Origin of the sequence: Leclercia sp. UBA1284 (assembly GCF_002308415.1) — a bacterium.
In the GTDB taxonomy this organism is placed as follows: Bacteria; Pseudomonadota; Gammaproteobacteria; order Enterobacterales; family Enterobacteriaceae; genus Enterobacter; species Enterobacter pneumoniae.
This window is the reverse complement of record NZ_DBUS01000006.1, coordinates 562,480-586,946: the sequence shown is the minus strand read 5'-3', so window position 1 is coordinate 586,946 and position 24,467 is coordinate 562,480. Positions and strand designations below refer to the sequence as shown.

Annotated in this window: 22 protein-coding genes; 10 read left to right on the top strand and 12 right to left on the bottom strand. The window is 57.0% G+C overall.

Features of this window, described 5'->3' with window-relative positions; translation table 11 throughout:
* Positions 1–157: 157 nt before the first annotated feature.
* Both B3511_RS05995 and B3511_RS05990 read right to left on the bottom strand, forming a co-directional pair.
* Positions 158–736: a YrbL family protein gene (locus B3511_RS05995; protein WP_286777745.1), complete on the bottom strand. Its 579-nt coding sequence runs from the start codon at positions 734–736 to the stop codon at positions 158–160.
* 224 nt (positions 737–960) lie between these two features.
* Entirely contained in the window at positions 961–1,512 is a 552-nt protein-coding gene (locus B3511_RS05990) for a TetR/AcrR family transcriptional regulator (protein ID WP_207293317.1), read from the bottom strand.
* 81 nt (positions 1,513–1,593) lie between these two features.
* Between B3511_RS05990 and B3511_RS05985 the strand changes: the two genes are divergently transcribed.
* Together B3511_RS05985 and B3511_RS05980 are read left to right on the top strand one after the other, a co-directional pair.
* The gene (locus B3511_RS05985; protein WP_286777744.1) at positions 1,594–2,802 is read left to right on the top strand and encodes an MFS transporter; all 1,209 of its coding nucleotides are present in this window, start codon (positions 1,594–1,596) and stop codon (positions 2,800–2,802) included.
* Positions 2,802–3,614 (top strand): Cof-type HAD-IIB family hydrolase, encoded by an 813-nt coding sequence (locus B3511_RS05980; RefSeq protein WP_286777743.1) that lies wholly within the window; start codon positions 2,802–2,804, stop codon positions 3,612–3,614. The genes B3511_RS05985 and B3511_RS05980 overlap by 1 nt, the downstream gene beginning before the upstream one ends.
* A gap of 35 nt (positions 3,615–3,649) precedes the next feature.
* On the opposite strand, the gene B3511_RS05975 is transcribed toward B3511_RS05980, so the two are convergent.
* The gene (locus B3511_RS05975) at positions 3,650–4,885 is read right to left on the bottom strand and encodes an MFS transporter (protein WP_046886892.1); all 1,236 of its coding nucleotides are present in this window, start codon (positions 4,883–4,885) and stop codon (positions 3,650–3,652) included.
* Positions 4,886–5,051: 166 nt separating this feature from the next.
* On the opposite strand from B3511_RS05975, the gene B3511_RS05970 reads away from it, so the two are divergent.
* The 3 genes from B3511_RS05970 (at position 5,052) to deoR (ending at position 7,220) form a co-directional block, all read left to right on the top strand.
* A complete protein-coding gene (locus B3511_RS05970) occupies positions 5,052–5,780 on the top strand; it encodes a phosphatase PAP2 family protein (protein WP_263617204.1) in 729 nt (242 codons plus the stop codon).
* A 7-nt stretch (positions 5,781–5,787) separates the two neighbouring features.
* On the top strand, positions 5,788–6,396 hold the full coding sequence (gene ybjG, locus B3511_RS05965; RefSeq protein ID WP_207293314.1) for an undecaprenyl-diphosphate phosphatase: 609 nt from the start codon (positions 5,788–5,790) through the stop codon (positions 6,394–6,396).
* A 65-nt stretch (positions 6,397–6,461) separates the two neighbouring features.
* Positions 6,462–7,220, top strand: coding sequence for a DNA-binding transcriptional repressor DeoR (deoR, locus tag B3511_RS05960; protein ID WP_286777742.1), 759 nt, complete (start codon positions 6,462–6,464; stop codon positions 7,218–7,220).
* 65 nt (positions 7,221–7,285) lie between these two features.
* Here deoR and dacC read toward each other — a convergent pair whose 3' ends face one another.
* Positions 7,286–8,491, bottom strand: a complete 1,206-nt coding sequence (gene dacC / locus B3511_RS05955) for a serine-type D-Ala-D-Ala carboxypeptidase (RefSeq protein WP_286777741.1) — start codon at positions 8,489–8,491, stop codon at positions 7,286–7,288.
* 255 nt (positions 8,492–8,746) lie between these two features.
* On the opposite strand from dacC, the gene B3511_RS05950 reads away from it, so the two are divergent.
* Complete coding sequence (locus B3511_RS05950) at positions 8,747–9,373, top strand: glutathione S-transferase family protein (protein WP_286777740.1); 627 nt, start codon at positions 8,747–8,749, stop codon at positions 9,371–9,373.
* Here B3511_RS05950 and B3511_RS05945 read toward each other — a convergent pair whose 3' ends face one another.
* Both B3511_RS05945 and bssR read right to left on the bottom strand, forming a co-directional pair.
* Positions 9,374–10,492: a PQQ-dependent sugar dehydrogenase gene (locus B3511_RS05945; protein WP_212477436.1), complete on the bottom strand. Its 1,119-nt coding sequence runs from the start codon at positions 10,490–10,492 to the stop codon at positions 9,374–9,376.
* Positions 10,493–10,598: 106 nt separating this feature from the next.
* Positions 10,599–10,982, bottom strand: a complete 384-nt coding sequence (gene bssR, locus B3511_RS05940) for a biofilm formation regulator BssR (protein ID WP_212477434.1) — start codon at positions 10,980–10,982, stop codon at positions 10,599–10,601.
* Positions 10,983–11,195: 213 nt separating this feature from the next.
* Here bssR and rimO point away from each other — a divergent pair, with 213 nt between their 5' ends.
* Complete coding sequence (gene rimO / locus B3511_RS05935; RefSeq protein ID WP_040076420.1) at positions 11,196–12,521, top strand: 30S ribosomal protein S12 methylthiotransferase RimO; 1,326 nt, start codon at positions 11,196–11,198, stop codon at positions 12,519–12,521.
* A 46-nt stretch (positions 12,522–12,567) separates the two neighbouring features.
* On the opposite strand, the gene B3511_RS05930 is transcribed toward rimO, so the two are convergent.
* Entirely contained in the window at positions 12,568–13,005 is a 438-nt protein-coding gene (locus tag B3511_RS05930) for a GNAT family N-acetyltransferase (RefSeq protein WP_286783337.1), read from the bottom strand.
* Positions 13,006–13,246: 241 nt separating this feature from the next.
* Between B3511_RS05930 and B3511_RS05925 the strand changes: the two genes are divergently transcribed.
* Positions 13,247–15,676, top strand: a complete 2,430-nt coding sequence (locus B3511_RS05925) for a membrane-bound PQQ-dependent dehydrogenase, glucose/quinate/shikimate family (protein WP_286777739.1) — start codon at positions 13,247–13,249, stop codon at positions 15,674–15,676.
* A 112-nt stretch (positions 15,677–15,788) separates the two neighbouring features.
* Positions 15,789–16,529 (top strand): nitroreductase family protein, encoded by a 741-nt coding sequence (locus tag B3511_RS05920; protein ID WP_046886899.1) that lies wholly within the window; start codon positions 15,789–15,791, stop codon positions 16,527–16,529.
* 243 nt (positions 16,530–16,772) lie between these two features.
* Here the strand turns inward: B3511_RS05920 and gsiD are convergent, their stop codons facing one another.
* Genes gsiD through iaaA form a run of 5 tightly spaced genes read right to left on the bottom strand, consistent with a single transcriptional unit; the run spans position 16,773 to position 23,054 of the window.
* Positions 16,773–17,684, bottom strand: coding sequence for a glutathione ABC transporter permease GsiD (gene gsiD / locus B3511_RS05915; RefSeq protein ID WP_040076423.1), 912 nt, complete (start codon positions 17,682–17,684; stop codon positions 16,773–16,775).
* Between the two features lies 1 nt (position 17,685).
* Positions 17,686–18,606 carry a glutathione ABC transporter permease GsiC gene (gene gsiC / locus B3511_RS05910; RefSeq protein ID WP_040076424.1) on the bottom strand — a complete coding sequence of 307 codons (921 nt, stop codon included), beginning with the start codon at positions 18,604–18,606 and terminating at the stop codon, positions 17,686–17,688.
* Between the two features lie 48 nt (positions 18,607–18,654).
* Complete coding sequence (gene gsiB, locus B3511_RS05905) at positions 18,655–20,193, bottom strand: glutathione ABC transporter substrate-binding protein GsiB (protein ID WP_286777738.1); 1,539 nt, start codon at positions 20,191–20,193, stop codon at positions 18,655–18,657.
* Between the two features lie 36 nt (positions 20,194–20,229).
* The gene (gsiA, locus tag B3511_RS05900) at positions 20,230–22,101 is read right to left on the bottom strand and encodes a glutathione ABC transporter ATP-binding protein GsiA (RefSeq protein ID WP_286777737.1); all 1,872 of its coding nucleotides are present in this window, start codon (positions 22,099–22,101) and stop codon (positions 20,230–20,232) included.
* Positions 22,102–22,112: 11 nt separating this feature from the next.
* The gene (gene iaaA / locus B3511_RS05895; RefSeq protein ID WP_286777736.1) at positions 22,113–23,054 is read right to left on the bottom strand and encodes a beta-aspartyl-peptidase; all 942 of its coding nucleotides are present in this window, start codon (positions 23,052–23,054) and stop codon (positions 22,113–22,115) included.
* A gap of 180 nt (positions 23,055–23,234) precedes the next feature.
* Between iaaA and moeA the strand changes: the two genes are divergently transcribed.
* The gene (moeA, locus tag B3511_RS05890; protein WP_286777735.1) at positions 23,235–24,467 is read left to right on the top strand and encodes a molybdopterin molybdotransferase MoeA; all 1,233 of its coding nucleotides are present in this window, start codon (positions 23,235–23,237) and stop codon (positions 24,465–24,467) included.

The following is a 24,467-nucleotide window of genomic DNA, read 5'->3' as shown; positions in this document are numbered from 1 at the left end:
AGCGAGCGAAAAAGAATTATGGGAAGCGAAATTAGATATTTTAAATCAATGAGTTAATAGGAATGGACAACCTAAAATTACACAAGAATTTACATTTGTATAGATTTAGAGCGAACAAAAAACGCTGCCGGCAGGAGGGACATGCCGGCATCAGTAATCAGGATCGCGAAGCACAGGCGGGTGCCAGAGGGAGCGTATCCATAAAACGCGCGAAAATTCTGTCGATTTTACGGCGATGCAGGCTGCTAAATAACGAAGCGACCGGGATAAATTCAGATTCGCCAATATTATCGATGACCACCAGGTAGCCGTCTTTTTCTGAGGTACGGCGATAGAGGATATTATAATCCTTCAGGTTCATGGTCGCGATGCGATGGGCAATTAAATCATTGCGCAGTTCATAGAGGAGGTTGTCAATTTCCTCGGCGCTCAGTAAATCGTTTTTAATGTAGTGCCCCAGCGTTTTGGATATTTCGCCGTCATAATCTCTTATCAGATCAAAAACGTACCCTTCGCCAAGCGCCGTTTCCACTTTACCGTGAAAATCAGGGATCGCGCGGCTGTGCTGAATTTGCGTTAAGCGCTTGCGGTAGTAACCAACCTCGCGGCGTACCTCTTTTACTCCGCCGTTGTCCGGATTGTAGAGAATTTTAATGCACTTACTACTATCCTGCGGATGTTGATAGCAAATGCGGTGTCGGCCACGTCCAATTGTTTTATGCAGGTTCATCATCATATTTCTCCTTATATGAATAATGATCGCCTCTGCTTTCTAAACAAATGTTAAACGAGGGCTGGGTCATTATTATCCTGACACCAGAGTCGCACAAATATGCAAATTAAGAGGGCGGGCGTCCGTGGATATATCCGTCAGACGCGCAAAATAGAGGACGAGGGGGGAAACTGCGTTATTTATTTTTATTTAGAGTGTTATTTCAATATTAGCGTGGCGGGCCCCGTTTAGCCCCCCTCCCCCGCAATTCTCCCCACCATGGCACGCAACTCCTCCCGCGTGAGCGGTTTTCTGTCCGTTACGAAGTGCAACGTCATCCCTTCGATAAAGGCATCCAGCCCCCGGGCAGTGACCGGGTCGAACCACTGCTCAAGCGTCGTCTGGCTGGTCTTCATCCAGTCCTGCATGACGCTTTTTAGCGGAGCGCTGCGATTCATAAACGCATAGAGCTGGTACATCAGCTCCATATTGTGCGGTGTGGTGACCTGGGAACTGTATATCAGGGTGGTGATCGCCTCGCACGCCATCTCGGGCCCGGTGACGCCAGCGAAGAAGTCACGGTACTGCACGGACATCTGTTGCTGAGTAAACCAGGTAAATGCCTCTTCGAGCAGCGCATCTTTGCCCGCAAAATAGTAGGTCATCGAACCCAGCGGCACTCCTGCGCAGCTGGCAATTTTACGATGGGTAACGGCATGAATACCGTGTTCGGCGATGGTGTCCAGCGTCGCCTGAAGAATACGCTCCCTGCGCTGCGGATCGTTTGGTCGTCTGCTCATTTTACCCTCTGCCAGTTTGTGTACAAATGTACACAAGCTTGCTACTGTTGTCGTCAGTAATCTCCCTCTGGTGAACAAAACATGACTGCCATTTCGCCTCGCAGAGTTCTGCAGCGCCGTATGTGGGCGCTCTTTATGTTCTTCTTTATTCCCGGGCTGCTCATGGCCTCGTGGGCCACGCGTACCCCCGCTATCCGCGATATTTTATCGGTATCGACGGCAGAGATGGGGATCGTCTTGTTTGGCCTCTCTGTCGGTTCGATGAGCGGCATTCTCTGCTCTGCCTGGCTGGTGAAGCGTTTTGGTACGCGACAAGTGATTCGCACGACCATGTGCTGCGCAGTGGTAGGAATGGTGATCCTCAGCACGGCGCTCTGGTTCACGTCACCGCTGATGTTTGCCCTGGGACTTACCGTCTTCGGCGGCAGCTTCGGGGCGGCGGAAGTGGCCATCAACGTCGAAGGAGCGGCGGTCGAGCGCGAGATGGGCAAAACGGTATTGCCCATGATGCACGGTTTTTACAGTCTCGGTACCCTGGCGGGCGCAGGGGTGGGCATGGCACTCACCGCCTCTGGCGTGGTCGCAAATCTGCACATCCTTTTTGCAGCGCTGGTCTGTATCGCGCCGATCCTGCTTGGCATTACCGCCATTCCTGACGGCACCGGAAAAAACGCTGGCGAAGAGGCCAGCGGGGGCGAAAAAGGTCTGCCCTTCTATCGCGATATTCAGCTGATGTTGATTGGCGTCGTGGTGCTGGCTATGGCCTTTGCCGAGGGTTCCGCCAACGACTGGCTGCCGCTGTTGATGGTGGACGGCCACGGCTTTAGCCCTACCTCCGGCTCGCTGATTTATGCCGGGTTTACGCTGGGTATGACCGTAGGACGCTTCACCGGCGGCTGGTTCATCGACCGTTACAGCCGCGTCAGCGTAGTGCGCGCCAGCGCCCTGCTGGGTGGCCTGGGCATCGCGCTGATTATCTTTGTAGATGTGGACTGGGTAGCCGGCGTCTCGGTGATCCTCTGGGGACTGGGCGCCTCGCTGGGATTCCCGCTCACTATCTCGGCGGCCAGCGATACCGGTCCGGATGCGCCAACCCGCGTCAGCGTAGTGGCGACAACCGGCTACCTTGCGTTCCTGGTAGGCCCGCCGCTGTTAGGATTCCTGGGCGAGCATTACGGGTTACGTAGTGCAATGCTGGTCGTGTTAGGGTTAGTGATTATTGCTGCGCTGGTGGCGCGAGCGGTGGCAAAACCGGCGCCTCAGGCAGAATCTGCCACGGAGAATGGATAATGAGCATCAAACTGATTGCAGTGGATATGGATGGCACCTTTTTAAGCGATAGCAAGCAGTACAATCGCGAGCGCTTTTTGCAGCAGTACACGCAAATGAAGGAACAGGGAATACGTTTTGTGGTTGCCAGCGGCAATCAGTATTACCAGCTCATCTCTTTCTTCCCGGAGATTGCCCATGAGATCGCTTTTGTCGCCGAAAACGGCGGCTGGGTAGTGAATGCCGGAGAGGATGTGTTTAACGGCGAATTGACGCAATCGCACTTCGCCACCGTCTCACGCTATCTCTGCACCCTGCCGGGGATAGAGGTGATCGCCTGCGGTAAGAACAGCGCCTACACCCTGAAACACTATGGCGATGCCTTTCACGAGATTGCGGCAAAATATTATCACCGCCTGGAAAAGGTGGAGAATTTTGATAATTTTAACGATATTTTCTTCAAGTTTGGCCTCAATGTCTCGGATGAAGAGATCCCGCGCATTCAGGCGCTGATCCACGACGAACTGGGCGACATCATGGTGCCCGTTCATACCGGCAACGGCAGCATCGACCTGATTATTCCCGGCGTGCATAAAGCCAATGGCCTGCGCCTGCTGCAGGCGCTGTGGGGCATTGAAGATCATGAAGTGGTGGCGTTTGGCGATAGCGGGAATGACGTCGAGATGCTCAAACAGGCGGGATTTGGTTTTGCGATGGCTAACGCCGGGGATCACATCAAAGCGGTAGCCCGCTTTGAAGCGCCGCACAACAACGAAGAGGGCGTGCTGCAGGTGATTGATAAAGTGTTAAAACGCGAAGCGCCGTTTAATTAACTACTGACAGGCCGGGCCATCGCCCGGCCTGCTGGTTAATCGGGCTGCAGCGCGTTTCCGACCCGTTTATCTTTCAGGAATATCACCATCAGGACCAGCCACAGCAGACCGTTTGCCAGATTGAAGAGGCTGAACAGACCATTGCCACCGAAGCTGAACGCGTGCTTGCTCACCTCGATTCCCACCGTAAAGATCAGCATCTGTAACATTCCCATCGCCGCCGAGACGGTACCCTTGCTCATGTCGCTGGCGAAGAGGGTCAGACGTACCAGCCCGGCGTTGGCCAGGCCAATACCGAACGCATAGAGGCTTAGCCCGGCGGTCATCCACAGGTAAGCGTGCGAAGAAACGACCGTTGCCACTGCGGCCAGCAGCAGGCCCAGCGTAATTGGCCATCCCCCCATAATGATGAGAGAACGCACGGTACGACGCGAGGTGAGCCGCGCCAGCACCAGGTTGCCGATAATCAGCGCGCCAAAGATCGGCACCTGCAGCAGACCATACTCATAGCTGCTGAGCTGCTCGCCGCTGATGATAATCACCGGCGATTGGGCAATCCACGCCAGCAGCGGCAGGCTAACAAAGCCGGTCGCCAGCGCCCCCGCCACGAAGCGCACATTTTTCATCACCGCTTTATAGTCGCGTCCCAGCTCCCGCATGGAAAGCGTCTCACCCAGCCGGGTCGCCGTTTCGGGCATGGCTTTCCAGAGGCCAAAGAATGAGATGGCCGCCAGCAACGCAAACAGAATAAACATCCCTTCCCAGGGCGCCACGTGGACCCAGGCGGCGCCCACCAGCGGGCCGAGCAGCGGGGCAATCAGCGCAACGTTCGCCATCAGCGCGGTGATCTTGATACAGACCGCCTCCTCAAACGACTCCTGAATCGCGGCATAGCCCACGGCACCGATAAAGCAGAGGCTTACCCCCTGCAAGAAACGCAGGAAAGTAAACTGCTCAATGTTCTGCGCCAGCAGGATGGCGAGACAGGTAACAATAAACCAGACCACCCCGGTGAGCATCACCGGGCGGCGGCCAATGCGATCCGACAGCGGCCCCAGCAGCCACTGCAAAAACATCCCGCCGGCCAGATAGGCGGTCATGGACGTGGGTACCCACTCAATCCCCGCGTTGTACTGCTCGACGACCGCCAGCATACCCGGCTGAATCATATCGTTGCCGATATAGGTCGAAAATTCGTACAGCACCAGACACAGAGGAAACAGCAACGCCTGACGACCCAGACGGTTGCCGGAAGAAGAACGGTTTAACATGGAGTCTCTTTCTTAGATAAAAATCGCGCTGAGTGTAATGAAATGGCCGCCCCAGCGGTAGCAAATTAACCAGACACAGCCGAAATTGCGCACATTTCGCTGTCGTTTAAGGTTTCCTTAAGTTGGCATCCGTATGCTTGAGGTTTTTCCGTCATTGACCTTTATTATGACACAGATTACCCCGGCTTCAGAATTGTCTAAGTTAAAGACAACTAAGACAAAAAGACTTTACCCCTTGCCGAACCGTTTTTATGGTTATCAGCTTATTGCGCTACTGATTCTGGCCGCGCTTTTTAGCTGGTTAGGCCGGGATGAAACCCTGGACAGGCTACTGACCGGTTACTGGTACGACGCCGCGTTGCACACCTTTCCGCTCAAGCAGAATGTCTTGCTGGATGTGCTTAACCATCGGCTTGCGAAATATCTCACCATCACCCTGGCGGCCGTCACGCTGCTCTACGGGGTCTGGAGACGTAATCCGCAGCTGGTCGTCGGGGCGCTACTGATGGGGCTGGGCACGCTGGTGGTGGGCGCGCTGAAAGCGGTTAGCCATCATAGCTGCCCCTGGGATCTGGTGGAGTACGGCGGTGATGCCGTCTCGTTTCCGCTATTTGGCACCACGCCGTTGAACAGCGGCCCCGGGCGCTGCTTCCCCGGCGGCCATTCGTCGAGCGGCTTTATGGTGATGGGGCTGTTTTTTGCCTTCTGGCACGATCGCCCCCGCCTCGCCTGGGGAATGATGGCACTCGGGGTGGTGCTCGGGCTGGTGATGGGGTACGGCCAGGTGATGCGTGGCGCACATTTTTTCTCACACAACCTGTGGGCGGGTTGGTGGGTTTGGTTTTCCCAGCTGGCAGCCTATGCGCTGATGACCCGCTGGTTTGCAAAAGAGTGACGAGGGTATGTTAGAAAATCTGAACTATGGACTGTTTTACTGGATCAATGCCACCCCCGCTTCGCCGGCGTGGATGATCGACTTCGCCACCTTTGTGGCAAAAGACTTAATTAATATCGTCCCGGCGTTGGTGGTCATTCTCTGGCTGTGGGGACCCCGCAAACAGGTAGGTGCCCAGCGTCAACTGGTCATCAAGATTGCGATGGCGCTGGGCGTGAGCTTGCTGGCCTCCTGGGGGCTGGGCCACACCTTCCCACACGATCGTCCGTTCGTTGATCATATTGGCTATAACTTCCTGCACCATGCCGCCGATGACTCTTTCCCGAGCGACCATGGCACGGTGATCTTCACCTTTGCCCTGGCCTTCGTGCTCTGGCATCGCCTCTGGTCTGGAATCATCTTGATGGCGGTGGCCCTCGCTATCGCCTGGTCTCGCGTCTACCTCGGCGTTCACTGGCCGCTGGATATGCTCGGCGGACTGATGGTGGGGATGATGGGCTGCCTCAGCGCGCAGATCCTGTGGAACCTTTTTGGCGAGAGGCTTTATCGCGCCCTCTCTCAGCTGTACCGCATCTGTTTCGCCCTCCCCATCCGTAAAGGCTGGATACGTGACTAACCCTGGTTCGGCAGGTTACACTTGAGCCCCCAGCGTAGCGGGGGCTTACCAACTGCCGAGGACCTATGGAAACACGTCGCGAAGAACGTCTGGCTCAACTGATTAACGCACTCAAGCGCAGCGATAAACTGCATCTGAAAGAGGCCGCCGCCCTGCTTGGCGTCTCGGAGATGACGGTGCGGCGCGATCTTAATAGTGAGAGCGGTCCGGTTGTGCTTCTCGGTGGCTATATCGTGCTGGAGCCACGCAGCGCCAGCCACTACTTACTGAGTGACCAGAAGACCCGGCTGGTAGAAGAGAAGCGCAAGGCGGCGCGGCTGGCCGCCACCCTGGTGCAGCCTCATCAGACGCTCTTTTTCGACTGCGGTACCACCACCCCCTGGATTATCGACGCTATCGATAACGCCCTGCCTTTTACCGGGGTCTGCTACTCGCTGAATACTTTTCTCGCGCTTCAGGAAAAACCGGCGTGCCGGGTGATTCTCTGCGGCGGCGAGTTCCATGCCAGTAATGCGATTTTCAAACCGCTGAATCTGCATGACACCTTAAACAACCTCTGTCCGGATATCGCCTTCTACTCCGCGGCAGGCCTGCATCCCCGTCACGGGGCGACCTGCTTCAATCTGGATGAGTTACCGGTGAAACACTGGGCGCTGAGTATGGCGCAGCAGCATGTTCTGGTGGCCGACCACAGTAAATTTGGCAAAGTACGCCCGGCGCGGATGGGGGATTTAGGGCAGTTTGACGTGATTGTCAGTAATTGCCGTCCGGACGATGAGATGGTGGCGCTGGCGAAGGCGCAGAAGATTAAGCTGATGTATTAATCCTTCGCCCACCGCAGAACAGTAGATATGAAAACGGCAACCTTCGGGTTGCCGTTTGCGTTTGCTTAAGAGAACCAGCTGCCAAACCACTGGTGGAATTTCATCATGACGAAATCCCACATCCGGCTAAAGAAACCGCCCTCTTCCACCGCTTCCATCACGATAAGCGGGCGCTGCTCGATAGATTTCCCGTTCAGCTGGAAGTCGATAGTGCCTACCACCTGGCCCTTTTTCAGCGGGGCGGTCAACTGAGGATCGGTCAGGGTGAAGCTGGCTTTCAGATTTTTAAGCTGACCACGTGGGATGGTCACCGAACCGGCGTCACCGGCACCGAGGTTCACTTCGCTTTTGTCGCCGAACCAGACGCGCTGGCTAACGAACGTCGCATCCGGCTTAATCGGGGTGACCGTTTCGAAGAAGCGGAAGCCCCACGTCAGCAATTTTTCCGATTCATTAAAGCGGATGCGGTCGGTTTTGGTGCCCAGCACCACCGAGATCAGGCGCATATCCCCCTGCGTTGCCGAGGCCACCAGGTTATACCCGGCACCGGCGGTCGTACCGGTTTTCATTCCGTCGACATTGACATTGCTGCTCCAGAGCAGGCGGTTGCGGTTCGGCTGGCGGATCTTGTTGAAGGTAAACTCTTTCTCTTTATGGATGGCATACTCTTCCGGCACGTCGTGAATCAGCGCCTTACCCAGCAGCGCCATATCGCGGGCGGTACTGAACTGCCCTGGGGCATCAAGGCCGTGCACGGTTTTAAAGGTGGTATTGGTTAAGCCGAGCTTTTGCGCATAGCCGTTCATCAGACCAATAAACGAATCCTGGCTGCCCGCCACGTAATCCGCCAGCGCGATGCAGGCATCGTTGCCTGACTGGATAATGACGCCTTTATTCAGATCCGAGACCGCCACCTGGTCGCCCGGCTTCAGGAACATGACCGACGAGCCGCGAAGCGCCGGGTTACCGGTGGCCCAGGCGTCTTTACCAATGGTGACCATATCGGTGAGCTTGATCTTTCCTGCTTTTAACGCCTGACCAACGACATAGCTGGTCATGATTTTTGTCAGGCTGGCCGGGTCGAGTTTTTCATCTGCATTCCCTTCTGCCAGCACTTTGCCGCTGGTGTAATCCATCAGGATCCACGCGCGAGCATCCACCGGCGGGGCTTCCGGTGCCGCCTGTTCTGCTGCATAGAGCGTAGGTGCAAAAAGAAAAAGAAGCGCTGAGCCTGCCGCCAGACTGCGCAGAGAAGTTGTTTTTCGCGTCATAATGCCACCCGAGTTTCCATTCAAAAATCACGCCACGTCACCGCGTCGCAAGAAACGATGAGTAATAACGTACTAATGCGTTCAATAAAACCAAATCCTGGTAAAGTTTTTAAAGTTTATGCAATAACCCCCCGATACGCTTTGACGCTGTCGATTTTTTTCTCTTTTGTTGCGTAATTGTTTGGATTATCTCACTCTATGCCCCCTGGACATTGAATCGCAACCGCCGGTTGTTTGTCATTTAAAGGGGTGATTATGATTACGCTGTGGGGCAGAAATAACTCAACCAACGTCAAAAAAGTGCTCTGGACGCTGGAGGAGCTCGATTTACCGTTCAACCAGATCATGGCCGGTTTGCAGTATGGCGTGAATCAGGAGGCGGAGTACCTGGCGATGAACCCAAACGGGCTGGTGCCGCTGCTGCGAGACGACGAAACCCACGTCACGCTGTGGGAGTCCAACACCATCGTCCGCTACCTGGCCGCACAGTATGGGCTTAACCGGCTATGGATTGATGCCCCGGCCGCCCGCGCGATCGGCGAGAAATGGATGGACTGGGCCAATCAGACCCTCTCCCCTGCACACCGGGTGGTGTTGATGGGGCTGGTGAGAACGCCAGAAGCTGAGCGCGACCACGCAGCCATTGAGGCGGCAAAGCAGACCCTCGAAGGACTGTTTGCCATGCTGGATGAGGCGCTGGCCGCCGGGCCATGGCTCTCCGGTGACGCCTTCGGTCTGGGGGATATCGCCGTCGCGCCTTTTGTCTGGAACCTGACCAACATCGGCCTTAGCTGGACGCCGCGCCCCCACCTCGAACGCTGGATGGCCGCCCTGAGTGAGCGACCCGCCTACCGCAAAGTGGTCATGATCCCGGTGAGCTAATCAGGTACCGGACGGGCTAACTTTCAGCAGTTGCCCGTCCGTTTCATCCGTCAGCACATATAGGTAGCCGTCCGGGCCGACCCGCACATCACGAATGCGTTGATCCCTCTCCCCCAGAATCCGCCCCTCTTCCGTGACCTTGTTGCCATTCACCGTCATGACAATCACGTCTTTCTCTTTCAGCGCACCAATAAAGAGTTTGTTCTTCCATTGCGGGAAAACATCGCTGTTGTAAAAAGCCATCCCGCTCAGGGCCGGGGATTTTTTCCAGACAAACAGCGGCGGCTCAGTACCCTCGACGTGCTCACCCTTCGCCTCGGGGATCTTCAGGCCGCTGTAATTAATACCGTGGGTCGCCAGCGGCCAGCCGTAGTTTTTACCCCTCTCTGGAATGTTGATCTCATCGCCGCCGCGCGGGCCATGCTCATTGAGCCATAGCGTGTCGCTCCAGGGGTTCATCGCCATGCCCTGCGGGTTGCGGATACCGTAAGACCAGATCTCCGGACGTGCGCCCGAGGTATTTACGAAGGGGTTGTCATTGGGGATCTCGCCCTCGTCGGTGAGCCGCACAACCTTACCCTGCAATTTATCCAGCTCTTGCGCCGTGGGACGCTGGTTGTTCTCGCCCAGACCGATAAAGAGATAGCCTTTGCCATCAAAGACCAGCCTGCCGCCAAAGTGGTTGCCCGTCGAGAGCTTCGGCTGCTGGCGGAAGACCACCTTAAAGGCCTCCAGACGAGAGAAATCGTCGCTTAAGCGCCCGTAGCCTACAGCGGTTCCGGCTTTACCGTCGCTCCCGGCCTCGGCATAGCTGAGCCACACCCGCCGCGAGCTTTCGAAGTCCGGCGCCAGCACCACATCCAGCAGGCCGCCCTGCCCCTTAGCCCAGACGTCAGGCACGCCAACAATCGGGTCGGAGAGGCCTTTTCCGGCCTGCCAGCGTTTGAGCTGACCGTCCTTCAGGGTGATTAACATGCCCTGATTCTGGGGCAGGAAAGCGAGCGACCAGGGGTGATCGAGTTTGTTTTGCAGCACATCCACTTTCACTTCAGCAGGCGCGGCAAGCACAGCGGTGGAGACCAGCATGAATGGCAGGAAAATAAGCGAAGATCGACGCATAACGCACTCCTTTTCGACGTATGGCTTAAAGATTAGCCAGATAGCGCAGGGGCGTTAACACTTTTACATAAACTTAAACATAAGGGGGAGCGGCCTCCCCCGGGGCTTAATTCTGATTGAGCGGTTGCTGCGTCTTCAGAGACTGAATACAGCGGGTTAAATCTGTCAAACAGACTTCCAGCTTCTCTGCGTTAACGGCAATAAAAGTGGGGCAGTCGTGTCCCCCGGTCATCATGCAAACGCCTACGGCAGAGAGCGACTGCGCAGCGCGGTAAAGTACCGCCTGCTCCTCAGCGCTGCAGTGCTCACGCAAAAGAGGCGCTTTCTCACGCATGTAATTACAAAGTTCGAAGAAGTTATCTCGCAGATGGTCGCTTTCGCTGACTGACATATACCCTTTCGCTTTCCTTAGCGTCAAATAGGTGTCCAGATCGATGCGGGCGTTAATCAGTTTGCTCAGAAGATCGCGTTTGAGTCTGTCAACGGACATGCTTTTCCCCCCTTTGTCAGTTATGTACCCAGTTAGATTATGGCTGTTTTTTGTACAAATTAATGTTTCAGGTCAATAAATATTAACGAATTAACATTATTTACAATGTTACAACCTGGCCGATAAGCAGCCTGCACAGATCGCTATAAATAGCCTGTGGAACGCTGTACAATCCCTGCCCTGAGAATCCTATAACTGACTACTTTTTAATCTATGAGCAATGTTAGCCACCCGCCGAAAATCGGCTTCGTCTCCCTGGGCTGCCCAAAAAACCTGGTGGATTCAGAACGCATCCTCACTGAGCTTCGTACCGAAGGCTATGATGTGGTGCCGAGCTATGACAATGCCGATATGGTTATCGTGAATACCTGTGGCTTCATTGACAGCGCCGTGCAGGAATCCCTCGAAGCCATCGGCGAAGCCCTGACCGAAAACGGCAAAGTGATCGTGACCGGCTGCCTGGGCGCCAAAGTGGACCAGATCCGCGAAGTGCATCCAAAGGTTCTGGAGATCACCGGGCCGCACAGCTACGAGCAGGTGCTTGAGCACGTTCACCACTATGTGCCGAAACCGAAGCACAACCCGTTCCTGAGCCTGGTGCCGGAACAGGGGGTGAAGCTGACCCCGCGTCACTACGCCTACCTGAAAATCTCTGAAGGCTGCAACCATCGCTGCACGTTCTGCATCATCCCGTCCATGCGTGGCGATCTGGTGAGCCGCCCGATTGGCGAAGTGCTGGCGGAAGCGAAGCGTCTGGCCGATGCGGGCGTGAAAGAGTTGCTGGTGATCTCGCAGGATACCTCCGCCTACGGCGTGGATGTGAAGCACCGTTCGGGCTTCCATAACGGCGAGCCGGTGAAGACCAGCATGGTGGGTCTGTGCGAACAGCTGGCGAAACTGGGTATCTGGACGCGTCTGCACTATGTCTATCCTTACCCGCACGTCGATGACGTGATCCCGCTGATGGCTGAAGGCAAAATCCTGCCGTATCTGGATATTCCGCTGCAGCACGCCAGCCCGCGTATCCTGAAGCTGATGAAACGCCCTGGCTCCGTTGACCGCCAGCTGGCGCGCATCAAACAGTGGCGCGAAATCTGCCCGGAACTGACCCTACGCTCGACCTTTATCGTGGGCTTCCCGGGGGAAACCGAAGAAGATTTCCAGATGCTGCTCGACTTCCTGAAAGAGGCCCGTCTGGACCGCGTAGGCTGCTTCAAGTACAGCCCGGTCGAAGGTGCAACGGCTAACGAGCTGGCGGATCAGGTGCCGGAAGAGGTGAAAGAGGAGCGCTGGAATCGCTTTATGCAGTTGCAACAGCAGATCTCTGCCGAGCGCCTGCAGGAGAAAGTGGGCCGCGAAATCATGGTCATCATTGACGAAGTGGACGAAGAAGGCGCCATTGGCCGCAGCATGGCCGATGCACCGGAAATCGACGGCGCGGTCTACCTGAACGGTGAAACGAAGGTGAAACCGGGTGATATTATTCGCGTTAAAGTTGAAAACGCGGACGAGTATGACCTGTGGGGTAGCCGGGTTTAACCCTTGCTTTTGCCCTCTCCCGCCGGGAGAGGGCCATTAATCACTCTTAAATCGTTATCCGGTAGCGCACATAATCATCCACCGTGGCCAGTTTGTCGTACAGCGCCCTCGCCGGATTACCCTCTCGCGTGACCCAGTAGACCTTCGACCACCCTTTTTCCCGCGCTTCGTCAATGACCGCCTCGATCAATGCCCTGCCCGCCCCCTGACCGCGCATCGACGCATCAACATAGAGATCTTCCAGATAGCACAGCGGCGTAGTGACCCAGGTGCCTTCATGCAGCACGCAAATAGCGAACCCCACCACCTGACCTTCGCTTTCGGCGATCCGGCAGATCATGCCCGACTCTGCGGAAAGTACCCGACGCCAGGTCGCCAGCGTCACGGCGTCATCCAGTTCAGAGCCATAAAACGCCAGATAGCCCTTCCAGAGCGTTAACCATGCTGCGTAATCTTCCGCCTTCGCTTCGCGTACCTTCACCATCGTTTTCTGTTCCTGCTGTGCCCAAGAGAGAGCCATGATACTGCCAGCTTAAACGGTAGGTAAACAGCGGCAAAACTTTTGAATGAAAGCGAATTCTGGTAACCACATTGTTACTTCGCTGTTGTACAATTTTGCGCTTTCGATTATAAAACTTCACTTTTGATTAAAATCACTCACACAATGAGCATTTGTGTCACGCATTTTTTTGGTCCCTCTTTTTTATAACCAACAGGGTAAAAGTATGTCCGTGCAAAATATTCCCAAACCTGCTGCGGCCTGGTTAGGGGTTTTAGGTCTCATCATTCTGGCGATGGGGCTCTTCTTCGCCTGGTATGGCTGGGAACTGGTCAGTTTAAAAGGGAGCCCTTACTTCCTTATCGCCGGGTGCGGCCTGATACTCTCGGCTATCCAGATTGTCCGCCAGCGGGTCAGCGGTGCCCTTCTCTATTTTGTGGTTCTGGCAGGAACCCTCATCTGGGCATTAGCGGACGTGGGCATCGACTTCTGGCCGCTGGTATCACGCCTGTTGACCCTGACCGGTATCGCCATCCTGGTGGCGCTCTCTTTGCCATTGCTGTTACGCCGGGCAGGCAAAAAGCCGTGCTGGAAAGGGACGGCCGCCATCACCGCCGTTCTGGTGGTGGCCTTCGCCGGTACCGTTGCGGGCATGTTTGTTCCCCACGATCCGGTGAGCGCATCGGGCGCGACACTGCCGCTGACGAAAGTGAAACCCGGTGAAGAACAGGTTAACTGGGCAAATTATGGCAACACGCCGGGCGCATCGCGCTTTGTGGCCCTGGACCAGATCACCCGTGATAACGTAAAAAATCTGCAGGTGGCCTGGACGTACCGTACGGGGGATATTCCGCTGAGCCCGAACGGCGGCGGCGCTGAAGATCAGCAAACCCCGCTGCAGATTGGCAATAAACTCTTCCTCTGTACGCCGCACAACAACGTGATTGCCGTAGACGCAACCACCGGCAAAGCGTTATGGAAAACCGAAATCAACGCCACGCAGAAGAAGTGGATGCGTTGTCGCGGCCTGGCCTACTTTGATGCCAACGCCCCGCTGCAGCAGCCTACGCTGCCAGACTCCTCGCCGGTTGCTACCGTCTCCCTGCATGCCGATGCCCAGTGTCAACGCCGTATTATCATGAACAGCGTGACGCCAGAGCTGATTGCGCTGGATGCCGACACCGGCGCGTTCTGCGAAGACTTTGGTCACCATGGTCGCGTGAGCTTAAGCGCGCAGATGGGTAAAGGTGCCGATACCGGTCAGTACTACCCTACCTCAGCCCCAACGTTGGCCGGAACCACCATCGTGGTGGGCGGCCGTGTGGCCGATAACGTGGCGACCGATATGCCAGGCGGTGTGGTGCGCGGCTTCGACGTGATCACCGGCCAGCTGCGCTGGGCATTCGATCCCGGTAAGCCGGATGACCAGCAGGCGCCTGCTGCGGGCGAAACGTTCACCCGCTCAACCCCGAACGTCTGGGCGCCGATGTCTTACGATCCGCAGTCCAACACCGTATTTATGCCTACCGGCAGCGCGGCGGTTGACCTGTGGGGCGTGAAACATAACGCGCTGGATCGTAAGTTTGGTGCCTCGATGGTGGCCGTCGACGCCAGCACCGGCAAGGTGAAATGGGTTTACCAGACCGTTCATAACGATCTGTGGGACTTTGATGTCCCGATGCAGCCTACCTTCTCTGACTTCCCTACCGGCGAGGGTAAAACCACTCCGGCGCTGATTTTCGGCACCAAATCCGGGCAGCTGTTTGTGCTTGATCGCACGACCGGCAAGCCGCTGACCAAAGTTGAAGAGCGTAAGGTCACCCAGGGCCAGATCCCGAAAGAGAACTACTCTCCGACCCAGCCCTTCTCCGTGGGCATGCCGTCCATCGGCGCGGATGTGCTGAAAGAGTCTGACATGTGGGGCGCAACGCCGTTCGATCAGCTGCTGTGCCGTATTCAGTTTAAATCGAAGCGTTACAACGGCCTGTTCACGCCGCCGGGTGATGACCCCTCCCTGAACTTGCCAGGCTCTCTGGGGGGAATGAACTGGGGCGGATTGTCTCTCGATCCGGTGAACCAGTATCTCTTTATTAACGACATGCGCGTCGGGCTGGAAGTGCAACTGATCCCGGCCTCCCCTGAAATTCAGGGCGCGAAAAACGACGGTAACGAAGCGGCCGCCATCAGCCGTCCGGTGCCGCTGGCGGGCACGCCTTACGCCATTAACGCCAAAGTACGTTTTATGTCGCCTATTGAGATCCCGTGCCAGAAACCGCCGTTCGGTACCCTGACCGCCGTCGACCTGAAAACCCAGAAGATCGCCTGGCAGGTGCCGGTAGGTACCGTGAAGGACACCGGTCCGTTTGGCGTGAAGATGGGGCTGCCAATCCCCATCGGCATGCCAACCATCGGTGGTACCCTGGCGACCCAGGGAGGTCTGGTATTTATCGCATCAACGCAGGATTACTACCTGCGTGCGTTCGATACCGCCAGCGGTAAAGAGGTGTGGAAAGCCCGTCTGCCGGTTGGCAGCCAGAGCACGCCTATCAGCTATAAATCGCCGGTGGACGGTAAGCAGTATCTGCTGATCACCGCAGGCGGCGCACGTAACTCGCCGGATCGTGGCGACTATGTGATTGCTTATAAACTGCCGTAGCCGGTAACCCCAGCCCTCCCTGCGGGGAGGGCTGGGCCTGCATACCGCAAAGAGTGTTAAAGGGAAAACCTCGGCGGGCTGGTAGTCTCTTGCTCTTCACACCGGAGACACTATGAATACGATTATCGATCTCTTTAACGACCATAAAAGCGAACGCAGCTTCACCGACCAGGCCGTGGATGACGCTACGCTCGAGCGCATTATCAGCACCGCATACCGTGCACCCACTTCCGTACATTCCCAGCAGGTTTCCGTTGTCGTGACGCGCGATGCGCAAAAACGTGCGCAGATTGCCCAGATTGCGGGCGGCCAGCCGTGGATAGCTAAAGCGCCGGTGTTTATCACCTTCGTACTGGATATGTATAAAACCCAGGTGGGCATGCAGCTGGCAGGCCACGAGCAGGTGGCACATCAGAGTATCGAGAGCCTCGTTGCTGGCGCAACCGACGTAGGCATCGCGCTGGGCTCAGTCATGGCGGCGGCCCGCTCTGAAGGGCTGGGTATTGTCCCTATTGGCGGTATCCGTCTGCGTCCGCAGGCGTTGATTGATCTGCTCGAACTGCCGGAGCACACCTTCCCGGTGGCGGGCGTGGTGATTGGCCATGTCGATGTTCCTTCCCATCACAAGCCACGACTTCCGCTCGAGACCTTCCGTCACGATGAAGCTTACGTTACCGCAGGGCTGGAAGAGAAGATTGCGCAGTATAACCAACAGATGACGGCGCACTGGCAGGCCATCAACCGCCCCGACGGTGAAACCTGGAGCGAAAGCGTGAGCGGTTATTACAAGCATATCTACTTCCCGGATGTGCTGCCGGCGATTGTGAAGCAAGGCTTCGGCGTCGATAAATAAACAAAAAGCCATCCTGACGGGATGGCTTTTTCGTACAGAGACTGACGTTAACTGAAGGCTTAGCGCGTGTCGACAACCTGCGTCTGCGGCTGAGGTTGGGATTCAAATCCCCCTTTCGAGGCCATAACAGAGCAACTTACCGCTGCCGCGAGGCTAAGCACGATCCAGATTTTCATAACGGGTCTCCTTTCATTACAGTGAAAAGTATTTAGCCTGGCACAAATCCCGCATTTTACTTACAGATTAGCCCTTAATCCTCGGATCCAGCGCATCGCGCAGCCCATCGCCCAGCAGGTTGAACGCCAGCACGGTGAGAAAAATAGCCATACTGGGGAAGAGCGCAACGTGGGGCGCAATCACCATATCTGCCCGCGCTTCATTCAGCATCGCCCCCCACTCCGGGGTAGGCGGTTGCGCACCCAGTCCGAGGAACGACAAGCTGGCCGCCGAGATAATTGACACCCCGATACGCATGGTGAAGTAGACCACGATCGACGAGACGGTGCCCGGCAGGATGTGATTGAAGAGGATATTGGCATCGCTGGCGCCCATGCTGCGCGCCGATTCGATAAATGTCTGCTGCTTCAGTACCAACGTATTGCCGCGCACCAGTCGGGCAAAGGCCGGTATGGAGAATACCGCCACGGCAATGATGACATTAGCCATACCGCTGCCCATCACCGCCACCACCGCAATCGCCAGCAGAATGCCGGGGAAAGCAAACAACACATCGCAAATGCGCATGATGAGCCGATCCCACCAGCCTTCGTAATACCCTGCCAGCAGCCCCAGTACGGTGCCGATCGCCGCGCCAATCAGTACCGCGAAGACCCCCGCTGCCAGAGAGATCTGCGCCCCGAGCAGCACGCGGCTAAAAATATCGCGCCCGAGCGAATCTACACCGAACCAATGCATCATTGACGGGCCATCGTTAAGGCGATCGTAATCGAAGTAGTTTTCCGCATCGAAAGGGGCAATCCACGGCGCCAGCACCGCCACGGCAATCAGCAACAGCACAAACAGCCCGGCGATCATCGCCACCGGCTGGCGGCGAAAACGACGCCAGAATTCAAACCACGGGGTGCGGATCCGGTCTGGCTTCAGCCCAGGCATTGCGTTCAGAACGGCCTGTCGGCGCCAGTTTAACAATCGCATCTTATTTGTACCTGATAGCCGGATTAATGGCGGCGTAGAGCACGTCCACCACTAAGTTAATGAGGATAAACTCCAGGGAAAAGAGCAGCACTTCCGCCTGAATCACCGGGTAGTCGCGCATCTCCACCGAATCGACCAGCAGGCGCCCTAACCCTGGCCAGTTGAAGACTTTTTCAACCACAATCGAGCCGCCCAGCAGGAAGCCGAACTGCAGCCCCATCATGGTCACCACCGGGATCATGGCGTTGCGCAGTCCGTGCTTGAGGATAACCCACTTTTCGCTTACCCCTTTGGCCCGCGCTGTACGCATATAGTCTTCGTTAAGGACATCGACGAACGAGGCGCGGGTAAAGCGCGCCATCACCGCCGCCACCGCGGCCCCGAGCGTAACGGAAGGCAGAACGTAATGTTTCCAGGTATCGGCGCCTACCGTAGGCAACCAGCCCAACTCAACGGAGAAAATCTGCATCAGCAGCATCCCCAGCGCAAACGCCGGAAACGAGATACCGGTGACTGCCAGCGCCATTCCCAGCCTGTCTGGCCAGCGGTTACGCCAGACGGCAGCGACAATACCGGCGCCCAGCCCGAATAGCATCGCCCACAGCATGCTGGTGATAGTCAGCCAGAAGGTGGGCATAAAGCGGCTGGCAATCTCATCGACAACCGGACGCCGTGACACCATCGAGGTGCCAAAATCCCCCTGCAGTACATTCACCATGTAGTGCCAGAACTGCACATACAGCGGTTGATCCAGCCCCAGCTGTTTACGCACCAGGTCAATCACCGTGGCATCCGCCTCGGGTCCGGCAATCAATCGCGCCGGATCGCCCGGCAGGATATGCACGAATAAAAAGACCAGTACCGCCACGATCAGTAGCGTAGGCAGCAGACCCAGCAAGCGTTTAATCACATAATTCAGCATGCACATTCCTCTCATCCAGCGGGCGCAACGCCCGCAGGAGTGAGTGCTTTATTTTAAATCGGCGTCGTCAAAGCTAAACCCGGTATCCGGCATGATGTAGAACCCGGTCAGCGCCTTGTTATGCGCCGAGACCAGCTTCTCTACCACCAGCGGTACCCACGGCGACTCTTTCCAGATGGTATCCTGCGCATCCTTGTAGAGGCGGCCTTTCTCTTCTGCGTTGGTCGTTTTCAGCGCATCGGTCAGATCTTTATCCACCTGCGGATTGCTGTAAAACGCCGTATTGAAGAGGGTCGGCGGCCAGTTTTGTGAAGCAAACAGCGGTGATAACGCCCAGTCAGCCTCGCCGGTAGAAGCAGACCAGCCGGTGTAGAACATTCTCACGCCGCTCTCTTTCTGCCCTTTACCTTCCACTTCTGCCGCACGCTGTCCGGCGTCCATGGCGGTAACCTGGACTTTAATGCCCACCTGCGCCAGCTGCTGCTGAGTAAACTGCAACACCTTCTGCGCGGTACTGTGATTATGCGAGGACCAGAGGGTGGTGCTAAAGCCGTTCGGATAACCGGCCTCTTTCAGCAGCTCCCGCGCTTTTGCCGGATCGTATGGCCAGGGCTGATAGCTTTGGGAAAAGGCGATCGACGGAGGCAGCACGCCGGTTGCCGGCGTGGCATAACCGGCAAAGGCGACTTTCACCAGCGCCTGACGGTTGATGGCATAGTTGATGGCTTCACGCACTTTGGGGTTGTCGAACGGCTTTTGCGTCACGTTCATGCTGATATAGCGCTGCATGATTGACGGGCTGGCCACCAGCGCCAGTTTGCTGTTTTTTGCGAGGATCGCCGCCTGCTCATAAGGGATCGGGAAAGCAAACTGCGCTTCACCGGTTTGCAGCATCGCCGCACGGGTGTTGTTATCCACCACCGGACGCCAGGTAATGGTGTCCAGCTTCGGTAGCCCTTTCTGCCAGTATCCGGCGAATTTCTTCACCTTCACGAAATCGGTCTGGTTCCAGGTGTCCAGCTCATACGGGCCGGTACCCACCGGGTGAAAACCGATCTCTTTGCCATATTTCTTCAGCGCGGCCGGAGAGATCATCGCCGTCGCCGGGTGCGCCAGAATATTGATAAAGGCTGAGAACGGCTCTTTAAGGGTGATTTTCACCGTGGTGGCATCCACCGCCTCGGTGCTGGCGATATTCTTGTACAGGTTGTAGCGCTTCAGGCTGTTAGCCGGATCGCTGGCGCGATCGAGGTTCGCCTTCACCGCCTCAGCGTTAAAATCAGTGCCGTCCTGAAACTTCACGCCGCTGCGCAGCTTGATGGTGTAGACCAGCCCGTCGTCAGAGACGGTATAGCCCTCTGCCAGGACGTTTTTTAGCTTCATCTCTTTATCCAGGCCAAACAACCCCTGATAAAACGACTTCGCTACCGCCTGCGACAGGGTGTCGTTGGCGTCATAGGGATCAAGCGTCGTGAAATTGGAGGCCACGGCCATCACTACATCTTTAGCCGCCCAGGCTGGCGCAGCAGCCAGCGCTGCCGTTACGCTCGCGGCTAACAGCCATGTGCGAGCAACAAATCTGGTCATGTTATTCTCCTGTTGTTCCCTGCTGTCTGTCGTCTGTTATAACCGTGAAACCGCATTACCCTGCGGCGGTAACGCCACAAAATGGCCGGGGCTCACCTCGCGCAATGTCACCCGCTCGGTGAACTCTCCCCGCTTGCGAATATTGCCGGGTAACTCATCTTGCAGCAGTACCCGCTGCGGGCGACGATGGGCCGGATCGGCCACCGGCACCGCCGCCATCAGTTTGCGGGTATAGGGGTGCTGCGGATTTTCAAACACTGCCCGACGCGGCCCAATCTCCACAATCTGTCCGAGATACATCACCGCCACACGGTGGCTGATGCGCTCCACGACCGCCATGTCATGCGAAATAAAGAGAAAAGCGATGCCCATCTCTCGCTGCAGGTCGAGCAGCAGGTTAATAATCTGCGCCCGAATAGAGACATCCAGCGCCGAAACCGCCTCGTCGGCAATCACCACCTTCGGGTTGAGCGCCAGCGCACGCGCGATGCAGATTCGCTGTCGCTGTCCGCCTGAAAACTCATGTGGGTACCGCCAGGCATGTTCGGGCTTAAGACCCACCCGCTCCAGCAGCCAGGCCACCCGTCGCTGCGCGGCCTCCCCCTCAAGCATCTTATGCACCCGCAGCGGCTCCATGATCGAATAGCCCACCGTCTGGCGGGGATCGAGCGAGGCGTAGGGATCCTGAAAAATATACTGAATATCCCGGCGCAGCGGCTGCAGCCTGCTCGCTTCCAGGGTATCGATTCGCTCACCGTTGAAGGTGATGGTCCCCTCCTGCGCCTCCACCAGCCGCAGCAATGCCCGGCCAGTGGTTGATTTGCCGCTGCCGGACTCTCCCACCAGCGATAAGGTTTCGCCAGGCCAGAGATCGAAGCTCACGTTTTCAACCGCGTGCACTTCGCGTTTGACGCGGTTGAAGAGCCCTCCGCGCAGGGGGAAGCGGGTTACCAGATCGCGCACCTGCAGAATGGGGTCCCCTGGCATCACGGTGTCCTGCTCGGTTTCAGCCTCCTGCTGGCCTCCGTTTTTCAGGGAAATCAGCGGAAAACGGCGTGGCAGATTGCTGCCGTTCATCGCCCCAAGGCGCGGTACCGCTGTCAGCAGGGCACGGGTATAAGGGTGCTGAGGATCATGAAAAATTTGCTCTACGCTGCCGGTCTCCACCGCCTCGCCCTGATACATCACCAGCACGCGATCGGCAATATCGGCCACCACGCCCATATCGTGGGTGATGAAGATCACCCCCATCGCCATCTCTTGCTGCAACACTTTAATCAGCTGCAGAATTTGCGCCTGAATGGTGACATCCAGCGCCGTGGTCGGCTCGTCGGCAATGAGCACCGCCGGGCGACACGAGAGAGCCATCGCGATCATCACGCGCTGGCGCATACCGCCAGAGAGCTGATGCGGATAGCGTGAGAGAATAGTCTGCGCCTGCGGAATACGCACCTGTTCTAACATCCGTCTGGCCTCTTCCAGCGCCTGCTCGCCATTCAGCCCCTGGTGCAGGCGAATGGACTCGGCAATCTGTTCCCCGACCGGGAACACCGGATTGAGAGAGGTCATCGGTTCCTGAAAAATCATGGCCATATCCGCACCGCGCACGTCGCGCATCTGCGACTGGCTCAGCCCGGCGAGATCGCTCAACAGGCCATTACGGCGGCGAAGCAGCAGTTGGTCGCAGGTCAGCACGCCGCCGGCCTGCTCAATCAGGCGCATTAACGAGAGGGCGGAAACCGATTTTCCCGAGCCCGACTCCCCTACAATGGCCAGCGTCTCGCCGCGTTTCAGCGTTAACGAGAAGTTTTTAACTGCCGGGATCAGCTGCCGCTCTTCAGGAAACGCGACATTCAGGTTGCGAACGGACAGCACCTGCTGCTGATCCAGTTCATCACTGTGCGGCACCTGATACCCCCTTATTCACGATAAATACCGGTCGATGGCGCATCGCCAGCGTAGCCCCAGGCGCGGTACATGCCTTCGCTGTTAAACGGCAACGCCACGTTACCTTCACGATCGACCGCAATCAGCCCGCCGCTGCCCTCCAGCGCCGGCAGTTTTTCCATCACCACCCGTTCGCAGGCTTCTGCGAGGCTTAAGCCGCCGTAATCCATTAAAGCCGCGATGTCATAGGCCGCCAGCGTGCGGATAAATACTTCGCCCGTACCGGTGCAGGAGACGGCGACGCTGGCGTTATTGGCATAGCACCCTGCGCCAGGCAGCGGGCTGTCGCCCACCCGACCGGGCAGTTTATTGGTCATGCCTCCGGAGGAGGTGGCCGCCGCCAGGTTGCCGGCTTTATCCAGCGCTACGGCGCCGACGGTACCCATTTTGGTGGACTCATCCAGCGGGGCGCCGTGGTGATCGAGACGGGTTTCACCTTCGGCGCGTGCGGCCAGCAGCTGCTCGAAACGCGCCGGCGTTGAAAAGAGCTCGGGCGAAACCGGCGCCATCCCCTGCGCAAAGGCAAAATTCTCCGCCCCTTCCCCCACCAGTAAGACATGCGGGCTTTGCTCCATTACCAGCCGTGCGGCCAGCACCGGATTACGCAGACGGCTCACGCCGGCCACTGCCCCCGCTTTCAGGGTGACGCCATCCATCACGCAGGCGTCCAGCTCATGGGTTTCATCGCGGGTAAAAACCGACCCGATCCCGGCGTTAAACAGCGGGCACTCCTCCAGCAGGCGCACGGCTTCGGTTACCACGTCCAGTGCGCTTTCTCCCGCTTCCAGCATCCGCTGGCCGGTTTCCACAATAGAGGAGAGCGCCTCGATATAGCACCTCTCCTGCTCCATACTTAGCTGCGATCGGGTAATTGCCCCGGCGCCTCCATGAATTGCGATGACTGCCTTGCTCATTTCACATCACCTGTTCGCGGCTTTTTTTATAAATATCATTATCGTTGATGGAGCTTCAGATAATTTTTGAATATAGAAAGACGATACAGTGATGTAAAGCCTAAGCCCATGGTGTCATACAGTTAGCGGCACTTTTCTGCCATAATGGGCGCTTTCGTTGTCATCCCGCTGGAGTTACCTATGGATTTTACCGCCGGACTGATGCCGCTTGAGACGGCACTTACGCAGATGCTTGATCGTTTGACGCCGCTAACGGCGTCCGAAACCCTGCCTCTGTTGCAGTGTTTTGGTCGCGTAACGGCAGCCGATATCGTCTCGCCGCTGAACGTACCGGGTTTCGATAACTCGGCGATGGACGGTTACGCCGTCCGTCTGGCGGATCTGGCCGCAGGCACCGCTCTTCCGGTTGCCGGGAAAGCCTTTGCCGGGCAGCCCTTCCATGGCGAGTGGCCAGTAGGAAGCTGTATTCGCATCATGACCGGCGCGCCGGTGCCGGAAGGCTGCGACGCGGTGGTCATGCAGGAAGAGACCGAGCAGACGGAGAGCGGCGTACGTTTTACCGCGCCGGTAAAAGCGGGTCAGAACATTCGCCGCAGCGGAGAAGATATCGCCCTCGGGGCAACGGTGTTTGCCGCCGGGACGACGCTGACGGTGGCTGAGCTGCCGGTGCTGGCCTCTCTCGGTATCGCCGAGGTGGCGGTAGTACGCAAAGTGCGCGTGGCGCTCTTCTCCACCGGAGATGAATTACAGCTTCCGGGCCAGCCGCTGCAGGAGGGTCAAATCTATGACACCAACCGGCTGGCGGTCCATCTGATGCTGGAGCAGCTCGGGTGTGACGTCATAAATCTCGGCATTATTCCGGACGATCCGGAAAAACTGCGCGCCACCTTTATGGAAGCAGACCGCGTTGCAGACGTGGTGATCAGCTCCGGCGGCGTATCGGTAGGCGAAGCGGATTACACCAAAACCATACTCGACGAGCTGGGAGAGATTGCTTTCTGGAAGCTGGCGATCAAGCCGGGCAAACCTTTCGCCTTCGGCAAACTGCAACAGAGCTGGTTCTGCGGGCTGCCGGGCAACCCGGTTTCGGCCGCCCTTACCTTCTATCAGCTGGTGATCCCGCTGTTGGCGAAGCTCTCCGGCAGCAATGCCAGTCCTCTGCCGGTTCGCCAGCGGGTACGCACCGCAACGCGGCTCAAGAAATCCCCTGGTCGCCTCGATTTCCAGCGCGGCATCCTGGCGCACAACGCCAACGGCGAGCTGGAAGTGAGTTCCACCGGGCATCAGGGGTCGCATATCTTTAGCTCCTTCAGCCAGGGCAACTGCTTTATCGTGCTTGAGCGTGAGCGCGGCAACGTAGAGGCGGGCGAATGGGTTGAGATTGAACGCTTTAACCACTTGTTCGGAGGCTGA

What these genes read in the sequence shown, in the direction of transcription:
- B3511_RS05925 (WP_286777739.1), top strand. Translation starts at nt 13,247, where the DNA reads ATGTCCGTGCAAAATATTCCCAAACCTGCTGCGGCCTGGTTAGGGGTT.
- B3511_RS05980 (WP_286777743.1), top strand. Translation starts at nt 2,802, where the DNA reads ATGAGCATCAAACTGATTGCAGTGGATATGGATGGCACCTTTTTAAGC.
- rimO (WP_040076420.1), top strand. Translation starts at nt 11,196, where the DNA reads ATGAGCAATGTTAGCCACCCGCCGAAAATCGGCTTCGTCTCCCTGGGC.
- B3511_RS05950 (WP_286777740.1), top strand. Translation starts at nt 8,747, where the DNA reads ATGATTACGCTGTGGGGCAGAAATAACTCAACCAACGTCAAAAAAGTG.
- iaaA (WP_286777736.1), bottom strand. Translation starts at nt 23,054, where the DNA reads ATGAGCAAGGCAGTCATCGCAATTCATGGAGGCGCCGGGGCAATTACC.
- B3511_RS05995 (WP_286777745.1), bottom strand. Translation starts at nt 736, where the DNA reads ATGATGATGAACCTGCATAAAACAATTGGACGTGGCCGACACCGCATT.
- B3511_RS05990 (WP_207293317.1), bottom strand. Translation starts at nt 1,512, where the DNA reads ATGAGCAGACGACCAAACGATCCGCAGCGCAGGGAGCGTATTCTTCAG.
- gsiD (WP_040076423.1), bottom strand. Translation starts at nt 17,684, where the DNA reads ATGCGATTGTTAAACTGGCGCCGACAGGCCGTTCTGAACGCAATGCCT.
- B3511_RS05930 (WP_286783337.1), bottom strand. Translation starts at nt 13,005, where the DNA reads ATGGTGAAGGTACGCGAAGCGAAGGCGGAAGATTACGCAGCATGGTTA.
- ybjG (WP_207293314.1), top strand. Translation starts at nt 5,788, where the DNA reads ATGTTAGAAAATCTGAACTATGGACTGTTTTACTGGATCAATGCCACC.
- moeA (WP_286777735.1), top strand. Translation starts at nt 23,235, where the DNA reads ATGGATTTTACCGCCGGACTGATGCCGCTTGAGACGGCACTTACGCAG.
- dacC (WP_286777741.1), bottom strand. Translation starts at nt 8,491, where the DNA reads ATGACGCGAAAAACAACTTCTCTGCGCAGTCTGGCGGCAGGCTCAGCG.
- bssR (WP_212477434.1), bottom strand. Translation starts at nt 10,982, where the DNA reads ATGTCCGTTGACAGACTCAAACGCGATCTTCTGAGCAAACTGATTAAC.
- gsiB (WP_286777738.1), bottom strand. Translation starts at nt 20,193, where the DNA reads ATGACCAGATTTGTTGCTCGCACATGGCTGTTAGCCGCGAGCGTAACG.
- B3511_RS05985 (WP_286777744.1), top strand. Translation starts at nt 1,594, where the DNA reads ATGACTGCCATTTCGCCTCGCAGAGTTCTGCAGCGCCGTATGTGGGCG.
- B3511_RS05945 (WP_212477436.1), bottom strand. Translation starts at nt 10,492, where the DNA reads ATGCGTCGATCTTCGCTTATTTTCCTGCCATTCATGCTGGTCTCCACC.
- B3511_RS05970 (WP_263617204.1), top strand. Translation starts at nt 5,052, where the DNA reads ATGACACAGATTACCCCGGCTTCAGAATTGTCTAAGTTAAAGACAACT.
- B3511_RS05920 (WP_046886899.1), top strand. Translation starts at nt 15,789, where the DNA reads ATGAATACGATTATCGATCTCTTTAACGACCATAAAAGCGAACGCAGC.
- gsiC (WP_040076424.1), bottom strand. Translation starts at nt 18,606, where the DNA reads ATGCTGAATTATGTGATTAAACGCTTGCTGGGTCTGCTGCCTACGCTA.
- B3511_RS05975 (WP_046886892.1), bottom strand. Translation starts at nt 4,885, where the DNA reads ATGTTAAACCGTTCTTCTTCCGGCAACCGTCTGGGTCGTCAGGCGTTG.
- deoR (WP_286777742.1), top strand. Translation starts at nt 6,462, where the DNA reads ATGGAAACACGTCGCGAAGAACGTCTGGCTCAACTGATTAACGCACTC.